This is a genomic window from Microbacterium sp. F01 (assembly GCF_056156365.1).
In genome coordinates, this window is sequence record NZ_CM149592.1 from 3,207,530 (window position 1) to 3,228,695 (window position 21,166).

General features: G+C 71.5%; 22 protein-coding genes. 7 read left to right on the top strand and 15 right to left on the bottom strand.

Annotated elements, in window-relative coordinates; genetic code table 11:
• Positions 1-7: 7 nt before the first annotated feature.
• From ACVN90_RS14820 to ACVN90_RS14850, 7 genes are read right to left on the bottom strand one after another with little or no spacing between them, the layout of a single operon-like run.
• Positions 8-1,057 carry a D-2-hydroxyacid dehydrogenase gene (locus ACVN90_RS14820; RefSeq protein WP_475098978.1) on the bottom strand — a complete coding sequence of 350 codons (1,050 nt, stop codon included), beginning with the start codon at positions 1,055-1,057 and terminating at the stop codon, positions 8-10.
• A gap of 8 nt (positions 1,058-1,065) precedes the next feature.
• Positions 1,066-2,292 (bottom strand): aspartate transaminase, encoded by a 1,227-nt coding sequence (locus ACVN90_RS14825; protein WP_475098979.1) that lies wholly within the window; start codon positions 2,290-2,292, stop codon positions 1,066-1,068.
• Complete coding sequence (locus ACVN90_RS14830; RefSeq protein ID WP_475098980.1) at positions 2,289-2,978, bottom strand: 4-carboxy-4-hydroxy-2-oxoadipate aldolase/oxaloacetate decarboxylase; 690 nt, start codon at positions 2,976-2,978, stop codon at positions 2,289-2,291. The genes ACVN90_RS14825 and ACVN90_RS14830 overlap by 4 nt, the downstream gene beginning before the upstream one ends.
• A gap of 14 nt (positions 2,979-2,992) precedes the next feature.
• Positions 2,993-3,748, bottom strand: coding sequence for an SDR family oxidoreductase (locus ACVN90_RS14835; RefSeq protein WP_475098981.1), 756 nt, complete (start codon positions 3,746-3,748; stop codon positions 2,993-2,995).
• Entirely contained in the window at positions 3,745-4,752 is a 1,008-nt protein-coding gene (locus tag ACVN90_RS14840) for a 5-oxoprolinase subunit C family protein (protein ID WP_475098982.1), read from the bottom strand. The genes ACVN90_RS14835 and ACVN90_RS14840 overlap by 4 nt, the downstream gene beginning before the upstream one ends.
• A complete protein-coding gene (locus tag ACVN90_RS14845; RefSeq protein ID WP_475098983.1) occupies positions 4,749-5,459 on the bottom strand; it encodes a 5-oxoprolinase subunit B family protein in 711 nt (236 codons plus the stop codon). Before ACVN90_RS14845 ends, ACVN90_RS14840 begins: the two co-directional genes overlap by 4 nt.
• Positions 5,456-6,238, bottom strand: a complete 783-nt coding sequence (locus ACVN90_RS14850) for a LamB/YcsF family protein (RefSeq protein WP_475098984.1) — start codon at positions 6,236-6,238, stop codon at positions 5,456-5,458. Before ACVN90_RS14850 ends, ACVN90_RS14845 begins: the two co-directional genes overlap by 4 nt.
• Before the next feature lie 187 nt (positions 6,239-6,425).
• Between ACVN90_RS14850 and ACVN90_RS14855 the strand changes: the two genes are divergently transcribed.
• A complete protein-coding gene (locus ACVN90_RS14855) occupies positions 6,426-7,436 on the top strand; it encodes a LacI family DNA-binding transcriptional regulator (RefSeq protein WP_475098985.1) in 1,011 nt (336 codons plus the stop codon).
• Positions 7,437-7,477: 41 nt separating this feature from the next.
• On the opposite strand, the gene ACVN90_RS14860 is transcribed toward ACVN90_RS14855, so the two are convergent.
• The gene (locus ACVN90_RS14860; RefSeq protein WP_475098986.1) at positions 7,478-8,995 is read right to left on the bottom strand and encodes a protein adenylyltransferase SelO; all 1,518 of its coding nucleotides are present in this window, start codon (positions 8,993-8,995) and stop codon (positions 7,478-7,480) included.
• Between the two features lie 284 nt (positions 8,996-9,279).
• Between ACVN90_RS14860 and ACVN90_RS14865 the strand changes: the two genes are divergently transcribed.
• Genes ACVN90_RS14865 through ACVN90_RS14890 form a run of 6 tightly spaced genes read left to right on the top strand, consistent with a single transcriptional unit; the run spans position 9,280 to position 13,273 of the window.
• Positions 9,280-10,416: a ThiF family adenylyltransferase gene (locus ACVN90_RS14865; RefSeq protein ID WP_475098987.1), complete on the top strand. Its 1,137-nt coding sequence runs from the start codon at positions 9,280-9,282 to the stop codon at positions 10,414-10,416.
• Entirely contained in the window at positions 10,413-11,657 is a 1,245-nt protein-coding gene (locus ACVN90_RS14870) for a molybdopterin molybdotransferase MoeA (RefSeq protein WP_475098988.1), read from the top strand. Before ACVN90_RS14865 ends, ACVN90_RS14870 begins: the two co-directional genes overlap by 4 nt.
• On the top strand, positions 11,654-12,145 hold the full coding sequence (gene moaC, locus ACVN90_RS14875; RefSeq protein ID WP_475098989.1) for a cyclic pyranopterin monophosphate synthase MoaC: 492 nt from the start codon (positions 11,654-11,656) through the stop codon (positions 12,143-12,145). The genes ACVN90_RS14870 and moaC overlap by 4 nt, the downstream gene beginning before the upstream one ends.
• Positions 12,142-12,774 carry a molybdenum cofactor guanylyltransferase gene (mobA, locus tag ACVN90_RS14880; RefSeq protein ID WP_475098990.1) on the top strand — a complete coding sequence of 211 codons (633 nt, stop codon included), beginning with the start codon at positions 12,142-12,144 and terminating at the stop codon, positions 12,772-12,774. The genes moaC and mobA overlap by 4 nt, the downstream gene beginning before the upstream one ends.
• Positions 12,771-13,040: a DUF6457 domain-containing protein gene (locus ACVN90_RS14885; protein ID WP_475098991.1), complete on the top strand. Its 270-nt coding sequence runs from the start codon at positions 12,771-12,773 to the stop codon at positions 13,038-13,040. Before mobA ends, ACVN90_RS14885 begins: the two co-directional genes overlap by 4 nt.
• The gene (locus ACVN90_RS14890; RefSeq protein ID WP_475098992.1) at positions 13,040-13,273 is read left to right on the top strand and encodes a MoaD/ThiS family protein; all 234 of its coding nucleotides are present in this window, start codon (positions 13,040-13,042) and stop codon (positions 13,271-13,273) included. Before ACVN90_RS14885 ends, ACVN90_RS14890 begins: the two co-directional genes overlap by 1 nt.
• A 107-nt stretch (positions 13,274-13,380) precedes the next feature.
• On the opposite strand, the gene ACVN90_RS14895 is transcribed toward ACVN90_RS14890, so the two are convergent.
• From ACVN90_RS14895 to ACVN90_RS14925, 7 genes are all read right to left on the bottom strand, one after another.
• Positions 13,381-13,821 (bottom strand): molybdenum cofactor biosynthesis protein MoaE, encoded by a 441-nt coding sequence (locus ACVN90_RS14895; RefSeq protein WP_475098993.1) that lies wholly within the window; start codon positions 13,819-13,821, stop codon positions 13,381-13,383.
• The gene (locus ACVN90_RS14900) at positions 13,821-14,300 is read right to left on the bottom strand and encodes a MogA/MoaB family molybdenum cofactor biosynthesis protein (protein ID WP_475098994.1); all 480 of its coding nucleotides are present in this window, start codon (positions 14,298-14,300) and stop codon (positions 13,821-13,823) included. The genes ACVN90_RS14895 and ACVN90_RS14900 overlap by 1 nt, the downstream gene beginning before the upstream one ends.
• A 28-nt stretch (positions 14,301-14,328) precedes the next feature.
• Positions 14,329-16,839 carry an FdhF/YdeP family oxidoreductase gene (locus ACVN90_RS14905; protein WP_475098995.1) on the bottom strand — a complete coding sequence of 837 codons (2,511 nt, stop codon included), beginning with the start codon at positions 16,837-16,839 and terminating at the stop codon, positions 14,329-14,331.
• A gap of 152 nt (positions 16,840-16,991) precedes the next feature.
• Complete coding sequence (lepB, locus tag ACVN90_RS14910; RefSeq protein WP_475098996.1) at positions 16,992-17,540, bottom strand: signal peptidase I; 549 nt, start codon at positions 17,538-17,540, stop codon at positions 16,992-16,994.
• The gene (locus ACVN90_RS14915; RefSeq protein WP_475098997.1) at positions 17,537-18,223 is read right to left on the bottom strand and encodes a DUF305 domain-containing protein; all 687 of its coding nucleotides are present in this window, start codon (positions 18,221-18,223) and stop codon (positions 17,537-17,539) included. The genes lepB and ACVN90_RS14915 overlap by 4 nt, the downstream gene beginning before the upstream one ends.
• Positions 18,224-18,318: 95 nt before the next feature.
• Positions 18,319-20,214: a copper amine oxidase gene (locus tag ACVN90_RS14920; RefSeq protein ID WP_475098998.1), complete on the bottom strand. Its 1,896-nt coding sequence runs from the start codon at positions 20,212-20,214 to the stop codon at positions 18,319-18,321.
• A gap of 17 nt (positions 20,215-20,231) precedes the next feature.
• Positions 20,232-21,074 carry a hypothetical protein gene (locus ACVN90_RS14925; protein WP_475098999.1) on the bottom strand — a complete coding sequence of 281 codons (843 nt, stop codon included), beginning with the start codon at positions 21,072-21,074 and terminating at the stop codon, positions 20,232-20,234.
• Between the last annotated feature and the right edge of the window lie 92 nt (positions 21,075-21,166).

The window sequence follows — 21,166 nt, forward strand, 5'->3', positions numbered from 1 at the left end:
CGGCCTTTCAGTAGAACTCGACGGTGTCGACGACGTTGCGCAACGGCCTGCCATCGAGGAGGCGCGTGGCGTTGTCGGCGAAGAGCTCGGCGATGCGGCGCTCCTCGCGGGGGTCGAGTGCTGCGGTGTGCGGGCTCACGAGCACGTTCGGGTGGTCCCACAGCGGGCTGGTGCCGGCGAGCGGTTCCACGGCGAACACGTCGAGCGCGGCGAAGCCCACGCGGCCGTCGGCCAGGGCGCGCACCAGCGCGTCCTCGTCGATGACGGTGCCCCGGCCCACGTTCACCACGATGACGCCGGGCTTGACGGCGTCGAACACCGCGTCGCCGACCAGTCCCTCCGTCGCGGCGGTGCCAGGCAGCGTGACGACGATCGCGTCGGCCTGCGGCAGGTGTTCGGCGAGCCGGTCGATGCGCTCCCCCACGGTGCCCTCGGGCGCTCCCTCGCCCGAACGGCTGAACCCGACGACGTTCGCGCCGAGGAGGCCCAGGGTGCGCGCGGTCTCGCGGCCGATGCCGCCGAGGCCCAGCACGAGGATGGTCATGTCGGACACCTGCTTCATGGCCCACCGGCCGGTCCACCGGCGCCAGCGCTGCTGCGCAGCGAGCCGGGGAAGGTCCTTGGCTCCGGCCAGCACACCGAATACCGCGAACTCCGCGAGCGGTCGCCCGTGAACGCCGGCGCTCGTGGTGAAGGTCACGCGCTCGAGCTCCCGCGACTCCAGCTCGGCCGCGCGCACCTGTGCGCCGCCGCCGGCAGCCATGGTCTGCACCCAGCGCAGGCCCGGGTTGGCTCGCACCGTGCGCGCGAGCGCTGCGGAATCGACATCGGGGATGCCGTACAGCACGTCGGCGGAGTCCACGAGCGCATCGAACTCGCGCTGCTGCTCGGCGGTGCGCCGGAACGACGGGTCGCCGGAGAAGTCGGCGGCGTGCCGCATCGGCGGAAGGAGGTCGTGGTCGACGATGAGGTCGATGCGCGGCTCGTTGTCGGTGATGACGGGGGCGAGCGCAGGATCGAAGGGCGCGGCGACGACAACGCGGAGACGGTCGGACATATTCACTTTCAGGCCAGTCGTGCGACGGCGTCGGCGATCGCGTCCGCGGCGGCCTCGATCGTGCCGAGGTCGGTGGCGATCGAGATGCGGAAGAACGGCGACTGCCCGTAGGCCGAGCCCTGGATCACCGCGACGCCGGCGTCCTCCAACAGGTGGAGGGTGACGTCCTGGTCGTCGGCCAGCACTGTACCCGCGGCGGTGCGGCGGCCGATGAGTCCGCTGCAGTCCACGTACACGTAGAACGCGCCATCCGGCGAGAGAGGGCTGAGGCCGTCGATCGCGGCGAGCCGCGCGACGGCGACATCACGCCGAAGCCGATACTCGGCGACCGTCTCGGCGACGAAGTCCTGCGGGCCTGACAGCGCCGCCGCCGCGGCGGCCTGGCTGATGGACGACGGGCATGACGACGTCTGCGACTGCAGGGTGTTGATGGCTGCCACGAGCGCCGGATCGCCCAGGGCGTAGCCGAGCCGCCAGCCTGTCATCGCGTAGGACTTCGACACGCCGTTGACCACGAGCACCTGGTTCTTCAGCTGCGGGGCCACTTGTACGAGGCTGGCCGCACGCGCGGACGTGTATGAGATCTCGCTGTAGATCTCGTCCGACATGACGAGCAGCCCCGGGTTCTCGGCGACGACCTCGGCCAGCGCCTCGAGCTCGGCCTCGGTGTACACCACACCGGTCGGGTTGCCCGGCGTGTTGAGGATGAGCCAGCGGGTGCGCGGCGTGATGGCCGCGCGCAGTGCGTCGGGGGTGATCTTGTAGCCGGCGTCGGCTGCGGTCTCGACGATCACCGGGACTCCGCCGTTGGCGCGCACCATATCGGGGTACGACACCCAGTACGGGGCCGGCACGATGACCTCGTCGCCCTCGTCGACGCTCGCCATGAGCGCGAGGAAGATGACCTGCTTGCCACCGCCGCCGACCGTGATCTCGGCATCCGGGTATTCCACACCCAGCGTCCGCAGCGCATGCTCGCGGATGGCCTGTCGCAGGACAGGGGTGCCGTTGACGGGCGTGTACTTCGTCTCCCCGGCCGCGATGGCGGCCACCGCGGCCGCCTTGACGTGCTCGGGCGTGTCGAAATCGGGCTCCCCGACCGTGAGGTCGAGGATGCGGCGACCGGCGGCCTTCAGCTCGCGCACGCGCTGCGCGGCGAGCGTGCTGGGCGACGGCTTGATCCGCTGCAGCCGGGCTGCGGGGCGGAACGCCGACGCGCTCGCGGTGACGCTCATGCCACGCTCACATCGAGGTCGGTGGTGAGCCCCTTCACCCGGAGCACCTCTTCGAGGTTGCAGAGCTCGAGCGTCGTGCCGCCCGCGCGGTAGCGACGGATCAGGTCGGCCTCGTTGGCGTCGCGCGCGGCCGACAGGCGTGCGACCTCGGCGACCTCCTCGCGACGGACCACGACGACGCCGTCGGCGTCACCCTTGACGACGTCGCCCGGGTAGATCACCTCGTCGCCGAACACCAGCGGCTGGTTGATGTGCCCGAGGGTCTCCTTCACGGTGCCCTTGATCGACACGCTGCCGGAGAAGACGGGAAGGCCGAGCTCGCGGAGCTCCTGCGTGTCGCGGACGCCGGAGTCGGTGACCACCGCGGCGATCCCCTTCGCCTGCGCGGCGTTGCCGAGCACGTCGCCGAACATACCCGCCTCGGCGAAGCCGCCCGCCGACACGAGGAGGACGTCGCCCGGCTGGGCGAAGTGGATGGCGATCTGCAGCATCAGGTTGTCGCGCGGCGCGCAGACCACCGTGAACGCCGAGCCGACGAAGGATGTGTTGCGGTCGATGGGCTTGATGGTGGAGCTGAGCGCACCGCGGCGGCCCTGCGCCTCGTGGATGGTCGCGGCGGTGAACTGGCCGAGCCGCGCGATGTCCTCGTCGGTCGCGCGCGGGATCTGAGTAGTGACGTGCACCATGGGGTTTGTGTTCCTTAACTGTCTTCGCGGCGGTCGAAAGTGAGCCCGCCGGGCACCTGGAAAGTGGGCATGAGTTCGACGAGCCCGATGTTGACGTGCTGCGGCGCATCGACGGCGAAGTCGATCGCGTTCACGATGTCCTCGACGGTCAGCGACTCGTACCCCTCGTAGTAGGTCGCCCACGCCGCCTTGTCGGACTCGGGCGTGCCGCCGAGGTTGCGGGAGAAGATCTCGGTCTCGATGCGACCGGGGCTCAGCTCCGTCACGCGGATGCGACGGCCCATCGTGTCGTTGCGGAGCTGGCGCGACAGCTGGTGGATGGCCGCCTTGGTCGCGTGGTACGCGGTGTGGCCGAAGAAGTTGTAGTGACCGGCGATCGAGCTGATGTTGAGGATGTGCCCGCGGTCGCGCTCGACCATTCCTGGCAGCAGGCACCGCACGATGTGCAGGACCGCGGTGAGGTTGACGTCGACGAGGTCGTCGAGGTCGTCGCGGGACGAGCTGAGGATGTTGCCCATCCGGCTCACGCCGGCGCTGTTGAGGACGATGTCGGCCTCGACGCCGGCGAGCGCCTCTTCGAGGGCGGCGGTATCGCGCAGGTTCAGGGGGTGGACGATGGCGCCCTGCTTCTCGAGCTCGCCCAGCCGGGCAGCGTCGCGGGCGATGGCGTGGACGGTGAGCCCGCGCGCGAGGAAGGCATCGACGGCTCCGCGACCGATGCCGCTCGTCGCGCCGGTGACGACGGCGGTCTTGTAGTCGGCGTATGTCATGCTGCTCCTTTTCGATGGAAGTCCGCGGTGTCGAGCCCGAGGGACTCGAAGACGGCGGTGATGCGCCGGCGGAGGTCTGCGAGGTGGTCGTGCTCGGCGCGCGCGGTCTCGACGGCGCGCTCGATGCTGACGTGGCGGAACGCGACGGCATCGCCCGGCCGCACCTGTGCGAGCCGGTTGAGACCCGTCGCCGTGACGACCGCGAGCACCGGGTAGCCGGCTGTCACGCCGCGTCCGCGGTGCAGAATCAGCAGCTCGTCGCCGGGAGGGACCTCCACCGCGCCGACCGGGACCCCTCGCGAGGTCAATTCGCCGGTGGTCTGACGCTGCGGCAGCGCGCCCGAGAGGCGGAGGCCGATGTGGTTGCTCTTGGCGCCCACCGTGAACGGACGATCCCACAGCCGGGCGGCCGTCGTGCCGAAGTCGGCGAGGTCGGGCCCGTCGGTGACGTCGACGCGCGCCACGTCGCGCAGGTACGGCGGCGTGGTGAGCCCCAGGTTGTAGAGGGCGGCGTCGTAGAAAGGATTGGACACCGGCGCCGTGGCACGCGAGACCGCCACGGCGTCGCCGGCGGCGAGAGGGCTGCCGAAGCCGATGACGGTGTCAGGGGCGCAGCTGCCCAAGAGCAGCGGCGTCTCGAACGATCCCCGCACCGCGACATAGCTGCGCAGGCCGCCGGTCATCCCTCGGAGCGACACCGTCTGACCGGCACTGACCGAGACCGGCTGCCACTGCGGCCGCTCCACGCCGTCGATCTCGACGCCCACGGGGGCTCCGGTGACGGAGATGAGCACGTCGACGCCGGCCGTGAACGAGAAGTCGATCGCGGTGACCTCGATCAGCGGGGCGCCGTCGGCATTGCCGACCAGGATGTTCGCCGCCCGCGCCGAGAAGTGGTCGAGCGCACCGTTCACCGGGACGCCGAAGCGCGGGCCCGACGTGCGGCCCAAGTCCGTGAGCACCGAGATGCCCGGCTCACGGATGAGGAGGTGCCCGGCGGTCATGCTGCGGCCATCCGTTCTCCGAGGCGCGCATCGAACTCGGCGCGGTCGATCGGCCGGAACCGGATCGTGTCGCCGGGCGCGTAGGGCACGAACGGCTCGGTCGTCAGGTCCAGCACCGTGAGCGGTGTGCGGCCGATCAGCGCCCAGCCACCGGGAGCGACGGCCGGCGTGATGGTGGCCTGCCGACCGGCGACCGAGACGACGCCCTGCGGGACGGACGCGCGCGGGCTCGACAGCCGCGGGACCGGCGCCGGGAAGGCGGGGCCGTCGAGCATCGGCGAGCCGCCCGGCGATCCGAGGCAGCGCACGACGTACTCCGGCTCGGAGTGGATGCGGATGAGCTCTTCGACAGAGAGCCCCTGTGCCTCCGCGACGTCGGCGAGGTCGGGGGCGAACTCGTGGTCGTAGAGCACCGGAACGACGAAGTGCCGGGGGTTCTCGGTGAGCGGGGCATCGACGTCGAGCGAATCGATGATGTGCTCGAGGAAGGGGACGAGCCGGTCGCGCGCGGCACCGACCGGGTCGAGCTCGATCAGCAGGGCGTCGTATGTCGGGATGGAGCCGACCACGCCCGGGATCTCCCCCGCGTCCAGATGGCGTGCCAGATGGTGCGCGAGCCGCCAGTTCGCCTCTCGATCGCCTAGCGTCGAGACCACCCGCAGCGCGGAGTCGCCGCTCGACGAGATCGTCGCCCGTTCGGTCGTCATCTCTGCTTGCCTTCCAGCACGCTCTCGAGGCCGGTGATCGTCACGCCGGCATCGACGAGCCCCTGACGGATCTCGCGCGCCAGCGCGACGGCGCCCGCGGTGTCACCGTGGACGAGAACGGTGTCACAGTCGACGGGGATGTCGCGCCCACCGCGGCTGCGGATGACGCCCTCCGTGACCATGCGCACCGTGCGGTCGCGGATCTCGGCGGGATCGTGGATCACCGCACCCTCCTCGCTGCGCGGAACCAGCGTGCCGTCGTCCTGATATGCGCGGTCCGCGACTCCCACGATGCCGACGCGGATGCCGGCGGCCCGGGCGGCGCGGGCCAGACAGCCGTCCTGCGCGAGGACGATGAGGTCGCGGTCGACGTGGGTGACAGCATCCACCACCGCATCTGCGTAGTCCTGCCGGACCGCGACGAGATTGCCGAGCCGACCATGCGGGGCGATGTGCGCAACCCGCGTGCCGTGGTAGGCGGCGAACGCCTGGAGCGCGCCGAGCTGGTACACGACGTCGGTCCGCACCTCGTGGGCGGTCAGCGCCATCTCGCGGCGTCCGAAGCCGACGAGATCGGGAAAGCTCGGGTGGGCGCCGACGCCGACGCCGCGCTCGACGCACGCGCGGACTGTCGCATCCATGATCCGAGGATCGCCCGCGTGGAATCCGCACGCGATGTTCGCAGAGGTGAGGACGTCGAGGAGCGCCTCGTCGTCGCCCATCCGCCAGTCCCCGAAACCCTCGCCGAGATCGGCGACCAGGTCGACTTCATTGCCCACGAGCACCTCCGGATGACATCTCTCTCGGCTCGCGGAATACGATACCGATGGCCATGCGAACTTTGCGGCTTTGTGCCAAGCTCGTGCACAAAGCTGTGCTACGACGGCGGTATGAGGCGGTATTCTCGGTTCCAAAGCCCCGCACATTGGCACAAACTGTGCCACGATCTTGCGATAAGGAGAGCGAATGGCCATTCCCGACCGCCGCTTCCGTCGGCGCGTGACGCTGACCGACATCGCCCATGCCTGTGGGGTCGCCCCCTCCACCGTCTCCCGGGCGCTGAGCAATCCCAATCGCGTCAGTCCCGAGATGTACGAGCGGATCCGCGGCAAGGCCGTCGAGATGGGCTACGCCTCCGCCACGCTGCCCTCCGCCGGCCAATCCCGGGCGCGCGGCACGATCGGCCTCGTGCTGCCCAACATCAGCAACCCGTTCGTGTTCGACCTGATCCGCGGAAGCCAGGCGCAGTGCCAGGCCGCGGGCTTCCTCAGCCTGATCATCAACACCGAGGAGTCCGCGCACGTCGAGCAGGAGTGGCTGCGCGATCTGTCGCGAACCGTGGACGGCGTGGTCATCGCATCCCCGCGCGCCGACGACGACACCCTGAAAGCCATCGCGGACGCGGTGCCGCTCGTTGCCATCAACCGCGAGGTGCCAGGCATCTCGAGCGTGGTGATCGCCACGCCCGCGGCATCCGTCAACGCGCTCGACTATCTGCACTCGCTCGGCCACCGCCGCATCGCGTACGTCCGCGGACCCGAGACGTCGTGGACCGACCGCACGCGCCTCGAAGCGCTCCTGCCCGCCGCTGAGCGCAACGGCACCGAGCTGGTTCCGCTCGGCGCATTCCACCCGTCCCTCGAGGCGGGCGCCGCGGCGGCCGACGCGGTCGCGCTGTCGGGCGCAACTGCGTCGCTCTTCTTCAACGACACCCTCGCGATCGGCGCCATGGCGCGCCTGCGCCACCGCGGCGTGCGGGTGCCCGAAGACATCAGTGTCATCGGCTGCGACGACATCTTCGGCGCCGCCACCGCCAATCCGCCGCTGACCACGATCACGTCACCGGGCGAGCGCGCGGGCCGCGCGGCGACCGAGCTTCTCATCAGCCAGTTGACGTCGAAGCCCAGGCCCCGTGTCGACTACCTGTCCGCGCATCTGACCGTCCGCGAGTCCACAGGGCCGGTCCGCGCCTCGTGATCGCGGGGTTGCCGCAGATGTGGGTTCAGCCACCCGTCAGCTCACGTGCCGCAGAAGGTACGGTGCCGCGGCGTGCCGACGGGCGCCGGCCGGGCGAAGCGGCGGTACTCGCTCCCGGATCGCTCGGTGTACGGGTCGCGCAGCAGGTCGACCAGCCGCTCGAACGGCGCGAGGTCCCCGTCGGTCGCAGCCTGCAGCGCCTCCTCGACGATGTGGTTACGGGCGATGTACAGCGGGTTGGTCGCCCGGATGAGGGCGGCATCCGGTCGGAGTGCTGACCACCGGGCGAGCCACGCGTCGATATCCGGCACCGGACCGAGGAAGCGGTCGCGCAGCGGCCGCTGATCGCCCTCCGCGGCGGCGGCGAGATCTCGCCAGAACCCGGTGAAGTCGACCTCGTGGTCGACGAGCTGATCCAGGGCGGTCTGCGCGAGCTCGGCGGCGAGCTGCGTGTCGACCCGATCGTCGAAACCGAGCTTCTGCCGGAACGCAGCTGCCCAGTGCGACCGATAGCGCGCGTCGAACGTGTCCACGATCTCCGCGGCGACGGGCTCGCGGGCAGCGGGATCTTCGCCCAGGAGTGGCGCGAGTGCCTCGCCGAGGCGTTCCAGGTTCCATCGCATGATCGACGGCTGCCTGTCGTAGGCGTAGCGTCCGGTCTTGTCGATGGAGCTGAAGAACGCACCGGGTTCGTAGGCGTCGAGGAAGGCGCAGGGTCCGTAGTCGATGGTCTCCCCGGACACGAGGACGTTGTCGGTGCTGACCACGCCATGCACGAATCCGATGCGCATCCAGTCGGCGGTGAGGGCCGCGACGGCGTCTACGATCGCGTCGAGCAGCGCACGATAGGGATGATCGGCGACGGCCGCCGCGGGGTAGTGGCGCACGATGACGTGATCCGCGAGCCGGCGCATCAGCGCGGCGTCGCCCTGGGCGCGCACGTACTCGAACGAGCCGAACCGCACATGGCTGGCCGCGGTGCGCGCGAGCACGGCGCCGGGCAGCACGCGACCGTCATGGTCGCGCGGAGCACCGGTGGCGACCACAGCGAGCGCCCGCGTCGTGGGAACGCGCAGCGCGTGCATCGCCTCGGTCATGAGGAACTCGCGAAGCATGGGCCCGACGACGGCGAACCCGTCGACCCGTGACATCGATGTGGGACCGATCCCCTTCACGTGCACATCACGCAGGCGGCCGGCGCGGTCACGTCGCTCACCGAGGAGAGCCGCGCGACCGTCGCCGAGGATCGGTTGGAAGACGCCCCACTGATGTCCCGCGTACACCTGGGCCACGGGAGTGGAACCCGACCCGAGCGACTCACCGGTCAGGAAGCGGACGCCTCCGGAGGAGCGCAGATCGTCGGGATCGAGGTCGAGCTCGGCGGCGACCTCGTCATTGAGGACGAGAATCCGCGGCTGGGGAGTCCGCACGGGAGCAACCGGGCGGGAGAGCTCCGGAAGGGCCTCGGCCCATACCCGCTCGAGCACCGGGGGTTCTCGCACCTCGACCCGTGTGAACGCGCCGCCTGTCCGTGCCACGACACCCGCCACGTCACCCATGAACGCAGGCTAGGCCGCACCCCGATCCCTCGGGCCGGACGTGACGTCCTGCGACCTCCCGCGTCGTCCTGTGACGCTCTTGCTCTCTTGTCCCGCTCGTCCAACGTCGCGAGGTGGTCCAGGGGCTGCGTGATGCCGTCTGGATGACTCATGGACCGAGCCTCCGCCTGGCGATGCAGCATCCGCGAGGGTTGCCGGCAACCATGATCCCGCGACACCGCGAGGCCTTTCGGCATCTCCGCACGAATGACCTGCGCGCGGACGTGCGCGGATAGCCTGAAGACATGGCTTTTCCACCGCTCGTCGAGCCGGTCGCCGAGCTGACCGACGCCGAACGCACCCGCACCGCCCGCCACCGGGTGCTCGCGGGGTTCGGCGAGATCGCCCAGCGCCGGCTCGCCGCCGCGCACGTCGCCGTCGTCGGTGCCGGCGGCCTCGGCTCCCCGGTCGTGCTGGCCCTCGCGGCCGCGGGCGTCGGCACCATCACCGTGATCGACGACGACCGGGTCGAGGCATCCAATCTCCAGCGCCAGGTCATGCATCGCGTGAGCGATGTGGGCGCGGCCAAGGTCGACTCGGCGGTGCGCATCGCCGCCGACCTCTCTCCCACGACCGTGGTGCGGCCGGTGCAGGCGCAGCTCACGCCTGACAACGCGGCGCAGCTCCTCGCCGGCGCCCATGTCGTGGTCGACGGCACCGACACGTTCGAGACTCGCGAGGCCGTCGCAGGGGCGTGCGAGCAGCTCGGCGTGCCGCTGGTGTGGGGCGTCGTGCAGGAGTTCCATGCGCAGGCGACCGTCTTCTGGTCGTCGCCGCCGGTGGGCGTGACGGCCGTGCGGCTCGCGGACCTGTACCCGCCGGATGCCGGGCGCGAGGTTCCCTCGTGCTCGCAGGTGGGCGTGCTCGGCGCGCTGTGCCTGCAGGTCGGCTCGCTTCTCGCGACCGAGACCGTGAAGCTCATCACCGGTGTGGGCGAGCCTCTGCTCGGGCGGGTGCTCGTGATCGACGCGCTCCGCGGACGCACCGACGAGGTGCCGTTGCGGCCGGCAACGGATGGGGCGGATGCTGCGCCCCCCGCGCCCGCACGGCAGTCCGCGGCGCCCCGCCCCCAGGCACCCGCGATCCCGCAGCTCTCCCCCACCGAGGCGCTGGCCGCCCAGCGCGGCGGTATCGTGCTGCTCGACGTGCGGGAGCCGTTCGAGACCGAGCGGGGCGTCATCCCCGGATCGGTGCTGCTTCCCCTCGGCGATGTGCTCGCCGACCCGACGCGGGTGGGGGCCCCTGCCGTCATCGTGGTCTGCCAGGTGGGCATGCGCGCGCAGCGCGCGGCGGTCGCCCTGCGCGGCGCCGGGGTCGAGGCATCCGTCCTCGCCGGAGGCATCGACGCGTGGAACCGCGACATCAGGGCGGTCCACGCATGACCGGGCTCCGCGCCGTCGAGGAGCAGCTCGCCGGCGTGCTGGCCGCGGCCCCCACGCTTCCCGGCGAGCGGGTGCCCCTCGCCGAGGCCCACGGTCGCACGCTCAGCGAACCGGTGAGGGCGGCGGTCGACATCCCCGTCTTCGACAACTCCGCGATGGACGGCTTCGCCGTGCGCTTCGCGGACGTGATGGATGCTGCCGCCGACGCCGCGGTGACCCTCCGGGTCGTCGCGGACCTGCCTGCGGGCACCTCCGCCGACCCGAACCTCGCACCCGGCGAGGCCGCACGCATCATGACGGGCTCGCCGGTGCCCTCCGACGCGGACGCCATCGTGCCGTTCGAGGACACGGCCGGCGGACTCGCGGACTCGCTCGGATCCATCTCGGTGCTGCGCGCCCCGCGCGCGCTCGGCGCGCACATCCGCCGTGCCGGAGAGGACGCCCGTGCGGGCGCCGAGGTGCTGCCCGCCGGCGTCGTGCTCGGCGCCCTGCAGGTCGCGGCGGTCGCGGCGTCCGGAGTCGCGGACGTCGTGGTCTCGCGGCGACCGCGCGTGGCCGTGATCTCGACCGGGAGCGAACTTGTCGAGCCCGGGGCGACGCTGCAGCGCGGCCAGATCCCCGAGTCGAACAGCGTGCTGCTGGCAGCCCTCGCCGCCGACGCGGGCGCCGAGATCGTGCGTCGCACGAGCGTTCCCGACGAGCCCGGCGACCTCGACGCCGTGCTCACCGAGGTGACCGATCCGCGGTCGGCACGTCCGGCCGACGTCGTGGTCTTCTCCGGCGGTGTGAGCGCGGGCGCCTACGAGGTCGTGAAGACGACGCTCTCGAGCACGATGACCTTCTCGAAGGTCGCGATGCAGCCGGGCAAGCCGCAGGGCTTCGGTCGCCTGCCCTCGGGCGCGCTGCTGTTCGGCCTCCCCGGCAATCCCGTCAGCGCCGCGGTGTCGTTCGAGGTGTTCGTACGCCCCGCGCTGCTGCGCATGCAAGGTCGGCGCGTGCTGGATCGCCCGGTGCTCGCGCTCCCCGCGGCCACGGGCTGGCGCACGCCGCCGGGACGGCGACAGTACCTCCCCGTCACGATCGATCGCACAGACCCGCGGGGGTGGCGGGTGATCCCCGCGACGTCCGGCGGTTCTCACCTCGCGGGCGGCCTCGGTCGCGCCGAAGCGTACGCCGTCGTCGCGGCGGAGGTCGACGCCGTCGCGGCCGGCGATCTCGTCGATGTCATGCTGATCTCATGAGCACCGACCAGCCGACGTTCACGCACCTCGACGCGGCGGGCAACGCCCGCATGGTCGACGTGACCCTCAAGCAGCCGACGGTGCGCTCGGCCACCGCGCGCGGCTTCGTCCGCTGCGCCGCCGAGGTCGTCGCCGCGCTCCGCGACGGCTCGGTGCCGAAGGGCGACGTGCTCGCCGTCGCCCGCATCTCGGGCATCCAGGCCGCCAAGCGCACGCCCGAGCTGCTGCCCCTCGCTCACGTCATCGGCGTGCACGGCGCGACCGTCGACCTCGCGATCGTCGACGACGGCGTGAGCATCGAGGCGACGGTCCGCACTGCCGACCGCACCGGCGTCGAGATGGAGGCGCTCACCGCGGTCTCGGTCGCCGCCCTCGCGGTCGTCGACATGGTGAAGGGCCTCGACAAGGGCACCTCGATCGAGAGCGTGCGCATCGTCACGAAGACCGGCGGCAAGAGCGGCGACTGGCACCGCCCGGGCGAGGCATGACGCCTCCCCCGCCTCCGGGCGGTCTGGGCGCGATCCTGCTGGCCGGCGGCCGCGCCTCCCGCGTCGACGGCGCGGCGAAGCCCCTCTTCGACGTCGGCGGCCACACCCTGCTGGCTGCGGCGGTGACGGCGGCGACGGATGCTGCCGCCCGGCCGATCACGGTGGTGGCGCCTGTGCTCGACGAGACGCTGCCGGTCGCGTGGGTGCGCGAGGACCCTCCGTTCACGGGTCCGGCGGCGGCCGTGGTCGCGGCACTGGTTTCCTGGGCGGAGGAGGACGACCCGATGTGGACGCTCCTGCTCGCATGCGACCTCCCCGGCGCCGGCGCCGCGGTGCGGCGCCTGGTCGACGACATCCTGCTCCTCCCCTCCGACACCGACGGCGTCTGCCTCGCCGACGCCTCGAGCCGGCCGCAGTGGCTGATCGGCGTCTATCGCACGCGCGCGCTGCGGGCCGCAGCATCCGTTCTTCCCGATGCCGGTCGTGACGCACCCGTTCGCGCTCTGCTCGACGATCTGGCGGTCACGGTCGTCGCCGCGGGTGACGACCTGACCCGCGACGTCGACACGTGGGAGGATCTGGAGGAGGCCCGACGAAGGGCCGAGCACGCATCGGAGGAGCCGTCATGAGCGAGCAGTCCCGCACCCTTCCGCCCGAGGCCCTCGACGCGTGGGCCGACGCGCTGCGCGAGCGGTTCGGTCTCGCGCCCGAGGAGCTTCCCGTGGCACTCATCCTCGACCTCGCTCGCGATGTCGCGCTGGGTGTCGCACGCCCGGCGGCGCCGTTCAGCGCGTTCGCCGCCGGCCTCGTGGCGGGTCGCGCCGGCGGTTCGCCGGAAGACACCGCCGCCGCCGTTGCCGCCATCACCGCGATGGCGAACGAGTGGGAGGTCTGATGGCCGTCGTCCGCTACTTCGCCGCCGCGCAGGAGGCCACCGGCCTCGACACCGAGCGTCGTTCCGAGGCCACGCTCGGCGCCTTGCGCGACGCGGTCTCTGCGGCCCACCCGGGCCTCGGCGGCATCCTCCCCCGTTGTGCCGTGCTCGTCGGCGGCTCGCGCGTCGCCGACGACACCCCTCTCGGGGCCGACGAACTCGTCGACGTGCTGCCGCCCTTCGCCGGGGGCTGATTCCGAGCACAGCATCGGAGTTCTCAGGCGACGCGCCGGGGACGGATGCCGCGACCCGGCGTGTCGCGCAGAACCTGCGATTCTGTGCTCGGCGCCGGCGTGCGCGCTCAGCCGCCGAGGCCGAGCCAGGTGGCGGTGCCGTCGGATTCGACCTGGCGCTTCCACACCGGCAGATCGGTCTTGATCGTCTCGATGAGGGTGCGGCAGACCTCGAAGGCCGCCGCCCGATGCGCGGAGGCGACCGCGATCACGACGGCGGCGTCGCCCACGTGCAGGGTTCCGACCCGGTGCGACACCGCGACGAGCGCCCCGGTCGACCCGATCGCGGCCGCCGCGAGCCGGGACAGCGTCGCCTCGGCGTCGGGATGGGCGGAGTATTCGAGGGCGACGACGGCGGTGGCAGCATCCGGATCGTGATCGCGCACGCGCCCCACGAACGTGGTGACCGCGCCCATGTGGGAGTCGTCGACGGCACGCAGGTGCGCGTCGAGGTCCAGCGGCTCGGCGCTGATCGCCGCGACCCGCACGGCGTCGGTCGAGACGGCCATCAGTGGTCGCTCCCGCCGAGCTGGTCGAGCACGTGGCGGGCGACCGACACCACCACCGGCATTCCGGATGCGACGCCCCCGGGCGATCCCGGAAGGTTCACGACGAGCACCCCGTGCGGGTCGACGACGCCCGCCAGGCCGCGCGTGAGCATGCCCACGGGCTTCTCGGCGGCGCCGCGGCGACGCAGCTCCTCGGAGATGCCCGGGATCTGGCGGGTCACAACGCGTGCGGTGCCCTCGGGGGTCTGATCGCGCGGCGAGACGCCCGTGCCGCCGGTCGTGACGATGAGCTTCACCCCCGCGACCACCTCGGCGGTGAGGGCGCGCTCGACGCTGTCGGCACCGTCGGGGACGACCACCGCGTCCGCGCAGTCGAAGCCGGCCTCGCGGAGCGCCGCGACCGCGATCGGCCCGCTCTCATCCGTCCGGGAGCCTCCGGCCGACCGGTCCGACACGGTGACGACAGCGGCTCGGGTCATGCCCCCAGCCTAAGCGCGGACGCGCCGCTCATGCGCGGCGCTCGAGCCGCACGATCACCGACTTCGACGTCGGCGTACCCGAGACGTCGGCGACCGAGTCGAGCGGCACGAGCACATTCGTCTCGGGATAGTAGGCGGCGGCGTTGCCCCGCGGCGTGCGGTACGCGAAGATGCGGAACTCCTCGGCGCGGCGCTCCTCGATCGTGCCGTCAGGACGCGTCCACTCCGACACGAGGTCGACCATGTCGTTCTCCGCGAACCCGAGCGACACGATGTCCTTCGCGTTCACGAGCACCACGCGGCGGCCGCCGTGGATGCCCCGGTAACGGTCGTCCTTGCCGTAGATCGTGGTGTTGTACTGGTCGTGCGAGCGCAGGGTCTGCAGCAGCAGCCGACCCCGCGGTATCACCGGATACTCGAGCGCGTTCACCGTGAACCGCGCCTTGCCGTCGACGGTCGCGAACCGGCGCGCGTCGCGCGGGCCGTTCGGCAGGTGCAGCGTGCGCCCCTTGTCGATGCGCTCCTCGTAGTCGTCGAAGCCCGGCACCACCCGCTCGATGTGCGAGCGGATGAGCGCGTAGTCGGCCTCGAGCGCCGCCCAGTCGGCCTGAGGGACGTTGGACGGATGCTGCAGCCTCGCCGGATCGGGTCGCTCGGGCTCTGCGGCACCGTGCTCGGGGAGGCCGTGGTCTGACCGCGGGCCGCCACTTCCCCGCTCGGTGGTGACGAGCGGAGGGGATGTGGGGATCGGAGGAGCGGATGCGGCGAAGCCGTCCTCCGCTCGCGACATCTCCTCCGCTCGTGACGGCGTTGCCGCGGCACCCGCGGCCCCGAAGACCAGGCCGCTCAGCCGTGCCACGATCGCGACCTCGCTGAGCAGCCCCTCCGAGGGCGGCACGAGGCGGCCGCGCGACGAGTGGACGGCGCCCATCGAGTCCTCGACCGTGACGCGCTGCTCGCGGCCGCCGCGGCGGTCGCGGTCGGTGCGGCCGAGCGTCGGCAGGATGAGCGCGCGGCGGCCGGTCACGACGTGCGATCGATTGAGCTTGGTCGACACATGGACGGTGAGCCCCACCCGCGCCATGCCGGCCTCGACGACCGCGGTGTCGGGGGTGGCCGACACGAAGTTTCCGCCCATGCTCATGAAGAAACGCACCTTGCCGTCGCGCATCGCGCGGATCGCCTGGACCGTGTCATACCCGTGCTCGCGCGGCGCGGCGAAGGAGAACTCGGCATCGAGCGCGTCGAGGAACGCCGTCGACGGCTTCTCGTAGATGCCCACAGTGCGGTCGCCCTGCACGTTCGAATGCCCGCGCACCGGGCAGACGCCGGCGCCGGCCCGCCCGATGTTGCCCTGCAGCAGCAGCACGTTCACGACCTCCCGCAGCGTGGGCACGGAGTGCTTGTGCTGGGTCAGCCCCATCGCCCAGCAGACGATGGTGGCCTTCGACGTGCGCACGGCCTCGCCGACGCGGCGCAGCGCCTTTTCGGGCAACCCGGTGGCGGAGACGAGGTCGCGCCACGCAGCATCCGTCCTCGCCTGACGGTAGGCGTCGAAACCGCTCGTGTGCTCCGCGATGAAGTCGTGGTCGAGCACACCACCTTCGGCCGCTTCGATCTCGAGGAGATGCTTGCCGATCGCCTGGAACAGCGCCTGGTCGCCGCCGAGGCGGATCTGCACGAACTCGTCGGCGAGCTTCGTGCCCCCGAAGGCGACGCCGCGCACGGTCTGCGGATTCTCGAACCGCATCAGCCCCGCCTCGGGGAGCGGGTTCACCGCGATGATCGTCGCGCCGCGCTGCTTGGCCTTCTCGAGCGCCGACAGCATGCGGGGGTGGTTGGTGCCGGGGTTCTGCCCGGCCACGATGAGCAGGTCGGCCTCGTGCACATCCTCGATCGAGACGGTGCCCTTGCCGATCCCGATCGTCTCGGTGAGCGCCGACCCCGACGACTCGTGGCACATGTTCGAGCAGTCCGGCAGGTTGTTCGTGCCGATGCCCCGCACCAGCAGCTGATACAGGAACGCCGCCTCGTTCGACGTGCGACCCGACGTGTAGAACACGGCCTCATCGGGGTCATCCAGCGAGCGCAGCTCGTCGGCGACGAGGGCGAGTGCGTCGTCCCACGTGATGGGCAGGTAGTGCGTCGCGCCCTCGTCGAGCACCATCGGATGCGTCAGGCGGCCCTGCTGCCCCAACCACCAGTCGTCGTGCGCGCGCAGCTCGTCGATCGAGTGCGCCGCGAAGAAGTCCGGACCGACACGGCGCAGCGTCGCCTCTTCGGCGACGGCCTTCGCGCCGTTCTCGCAGAACTCCGCGATGTGGCGCTTGTCCTCTTCGGGCCATGCACAGCCGGGGCAGTCGAAGCCGTCCTTCTGGTTGACGCGCATCAGCGTCTGCACCGAGCGCGCGACCCCCATCTGCTCGTTGGCGATCTCGAGCGCGTGCAGCACCGCGGGCACGCCCACCGCGACCTTCTTGGGTCGCGACGCGTGCACCCGGGTCTCGTCGATATCGGCTGTCGGGGGCTTCGTCGCCATGCCTCCAGGCTATGCCTCGCAGGGGGCCGGGGGCCGCACGTGGCCCGCTTGGGGTTCGGCTTTGCATGACGGATGCTGCGGGGTCGAGGCCCGCCCGAGTTCCACAGGATGCATCCATAGGAGCATCCTGTCGAGCGGAGGGGCGGGAGGGCTCAGCCGCCCCACCAGAGGCGCGCCGTCCCGCGCAGGTCGTCGAGCGGCACGGCGCCGTGACCCGGCCCGGAGACGGAGAGGCGCGAGTCGGCGGACGCGGCGCGGTTGTCGCCCATCACCCACACCGCCTCCTCGGGAACGGTGATGCGGAACGGGATCTCGCCGCCCGGGCGCACCTCGCCGGCGTACGGCTCGTCGCGCGGCTCGCCGTTCACGATGAGCCGGCCGGTGCCGGCCTCGCAACAGGCCACGATGTCTCCGGCGACGCCGACGACACGCTTCACGAGCAGTGCGTCGCGCGTGCCCGACCAGCCCTCGCGGTCGACGAGCAGCACGACGTCGCCGCGAGCCGGCGCGCTCCAGCGGTCGAACACGACGGTGTCGCCGCCGTGAAGGGTCGGGCTCATCGAGTCGTTGCGCACGGTCGCGACGCCGAACGCCGCAGCGATCAGCAGTGCACCGGCGACAGGGGCGAGGACGGCCGCCACCGACACGAGCCTGCGGCGGCCGGCGGAGGGCCGGATGGTCGTCGCCGCGGCGAGGGTCACGGCACCTCCGACAGAAGGCCGGTCATCGCGGCGATCTCACGCGCCTGTTCGACCAGCACATGCTTGCCTGAGGTGCGGACGAAGGCGTTCGAGCCCTCGCGGACGGCGCTCTCGGCCATCTCGAGCGCACCGTCGTGGTGCGCGATCATCAGCTCGAGGAACATCCGGTCTGCCGCGGCGCCGTCTGCCGCGTCCAGCGCGGCGAGCTGTTCGGCGGTCGCCATGCCCTTCATCTGCGTGTGCGGGTGCTCGCCGCAGCCGGTCGGGATCGCACCGGCGACAGCCGAGGCGCCACCGTGACCCTGGTGGCCGCCGGCAGCGCCTTCGGCAGGGATCGCGCCGCGCCACGCGGTCTGCCACGCGCGCATCGTGTCGATCTCAGCGCTCTGGTCGGCGACGATGAACTCGGCGAGCGCCCGCGTCCGCTCGCGCACGCCGCCGGCCTCGAGCACGAGGGTGCTCAGCTCGAGCGCCTGCTCGTGGTGCGGGATCATGCCCTCGATGTAGCAGTGGTCTTCGAGTGTCGGGTAGGCGGCGGTGGCAGCATCCGTCATCGCTCCTGACGCTGCCGCCTGCGGAGCCGAGTCCTTCGAGTCCGTCAGCCCGAGAACGACCGCGGCGCCGCCGGCGGCCACGGTCGACACGGCCAGCACCACGCCGAGCGCGGCGATGCGATTGCGCATCGGTTGTCCTTTCGGGTCGGATGCCGCGTCCCCGACGCGTGCGCCGAGGAAGGGGTCCCGCGGGACGGCGACAGGCGCCGCCCCGCGGGAGTGGGTCAGGCGTGAGCCCTGAGGCTCTGCTGACGCCGCAGATACCACGAGGTGCCGGCGAGGCCCGCACCGGCCACCAGGAGCACCAGTCCCGACAGCGCCCAGCGGTTCGCATCGGTGCCGGTGGTGGCGAGTGCCCCGAACACCGCCGCGGGCGACGCGGACGCCACCGTGAAGGTGCCTTCGGCCACCGTCGACGAGGTCTGGCCGGTCAGCACGAGCGTGTGCTCGCCGGCCGGCGTGCCCGACGGGACGATGAACTGCGCGCTCACGGCGCCCTCGCTGTCGGCCACGAACGTGCCGACGTCGACGGGGTCGGAGTGCATGACGGCGCTCACCGTCTCACCCGGCGCGAAACCGCTCGCGGTCGCCGTCTGCGCAGCTCCCGGGGCGACTTCGCTCGACCCGAACGTCACCGCGGCGGCAGCCGGCGTGGCTGCGTTGCCGTTCCCGTTCCCGTTCCCGTTCCCGTTCCCGTTCCCGTTGCCGTTGCCGTTGCCGTTGCCCGGCGTGGTCGGCGTCGCGGTCGGGGTGGGCTCACCCGTCGGCTCGGTCGTCGGAGTGGGCGTCGGCGACGCGGTCGGCGTCGGCGTGATGTTGGGGTTCGGAACGCCCCGCATGTCGCCGTTGACCCACTTGCGGCCCTCGGGGATGTTGGGGTTCTGCGCGGCGAAGTCGCGCGGGTAGAGCGTGAAGCCCTGCCAGTGGATCGGCATGGGACTCTGGTCCTCGTCGCGGTTGATGTGGTGGAAGCCGACGTTCACCCACGCCACCGGGTCCTCGAGCGACTCGCCGTCGGCGATGTAGTCGGTGACCATCTGGCCCGCCTTCGACGGGATCAGGTTGTGGCTCGCGTGCACCTCGTCGGACTTGGCCGACGTGAACGCGATGTCGAAGTCGGTCTCGGGGTTGAGGTTGTACGCCTGGTCGCGCGGCACGATGATCTCGTACGAGCGGGCGTGGCCGTCCGCGTTGAGGCTCTCGGGGTTCACGACCCGGTAGGCCTCGCGGTTCGAGCCCATCGTCTTGGTCTCGTTCGTGATCTGGCTGAGCTGAGTCTCGAGGATCGCGGTGTGGCCGGTGTCGCCGGTCGTGCCGTACTCGCCCGTCGGCGTGGTGGCGAACTTCTCGACGACCTGGTTCGCGCCCGAGTCGATGCCGAAGTCCACGCGCCAGAAGGCCGAGTGGTAGTGGTTGACCGCGAAGTCCTCCTGGCCCGGCGCGATCGGCCAGCCCTGGTTGACGACGTTCACGTAGTCGTTGGGCGACAGGTCGCCGGTGGCGCCGAGGCGCACCGAGATCTCGCCGTCGTCGTGGAAGCGGTACTCGGTCTGGTACTCGTACCAGCCGATGCGCGAGACCGTGTGCAGCACGAGATCGGTGCCTTGGGCCGCGTAGAGCGCGTCGTTGTTGATGTTCGAGCGGTACGCGAGACCCGAGTCCTCCTCGCCGATGCAGAGCGCGGGGATCGCGCCGCGGGTCGCGTCGACCCAGGCGTTGAAGACCTCGCCGACCGGGCAGTCGACGGCCTCGATAGCCTGCAGGCGGCGGCCGCCGACCTGGTACGTGGTGACGTCGTTGTACTCGGTGGCGCCGGTGTCGTAGGGCACGTTCAGCTGAGCGAGCGCGATCGAGTCGAGCACCAGTGTCGGCGCGGCGTCGTCACGCGGCTGGTACGCGACCTTGTCGAGCACGAGCCCACGGTAGGTGTCGAGGCGCCAGCACATCTGCCAGCTCGAGCCGGACTCCAGGGTCTCCGAGACAAGGGAGTCGCCGGAGCAGGATGCCTCGGTCACGGTCTGTGCGGATGCTGCGGCCGGCGCCGACAGCACGAGGCCGCCCGTGAGGAGGGCCATCGCGGTGCCCGCGCCGAGCAGCCGGCGGAGGGAGCGTCGTTCCATCGGGGGTGTCTCCATGGTCATGAGATGGTCAGGACGGCACGCGTCGACAGGTTGACGACGTACGTGCTGGTGGTGAGGAAGGCGCCGCCGTCGACTTGGGCGAGCACCTGCACGCAGCGATCGACGCCGCACGATTCGGCGCCGAAGGATCCGGCATCCGTCACGAACGAGTGGGCGGTGAGGAGCACCTCGGCCGAGGCCGGGGTCAGGACCGAGCCGCCGGTGAGGGCGGCGAACTCGTCGACGACGGGCTGTGCCGCATCGTCGTCGAGCAGCAGCTCCCACGCGAACGAGGTCTCCGCGTCGGTCGGCGCAGGCTGCGTCCCCGACGCACGGTCGACCGACTCGACGGCGCCGTTGGTGACGTTGACGATCATGCTGACCGTCTCGTTGGTGGCGTAGTCGTAGTAGAGCGACAGCAGCCGACGGTGCCCGTCCGAGTACGCCTGCGGGTCGGCGACGTCGGTCGAGAGGAACTGCAGCCCGGGCTCGCCGAACAGGTCCTTGCCCGCGGCGAACGCGGGGTCCTGGGCGCCGACGAAGCGCACGTACTCGACCTCGGCGCCGGTGAGTCCGTCGTACGCGGCGGCGACGGTGGTCGGCTTCGGGACCTCCGTCGCCTTCTCGGGCGCGTCTTCGTCGGTGCTGTCGGCGGCGATGGGGGTGGACACCGGCGACTCCGGAGAAGAGGTCGCCTGCACGGCGGTCTGCGTCGCGAAGACGAGGGCGACGGCCGCAGCGGTCGCGGCGAGCGCCGAGCCGATGCCGAGCGTGCGGGGCGTGAGGAAGCGGCCCCGCCTCGAGGGCCGCGGGTCCGAGGGCGGCGAGTCCCCCTCGGTGGAGAGCTGTTGTTCGGTCACAGGAGTCCTTTCGACGGCGAAGACGCGGCTCGCACCCGCATCGAGGCCGATTCTTCGACGCCGCCGTTTCCCGATGATTCGGGGTAGCGAAC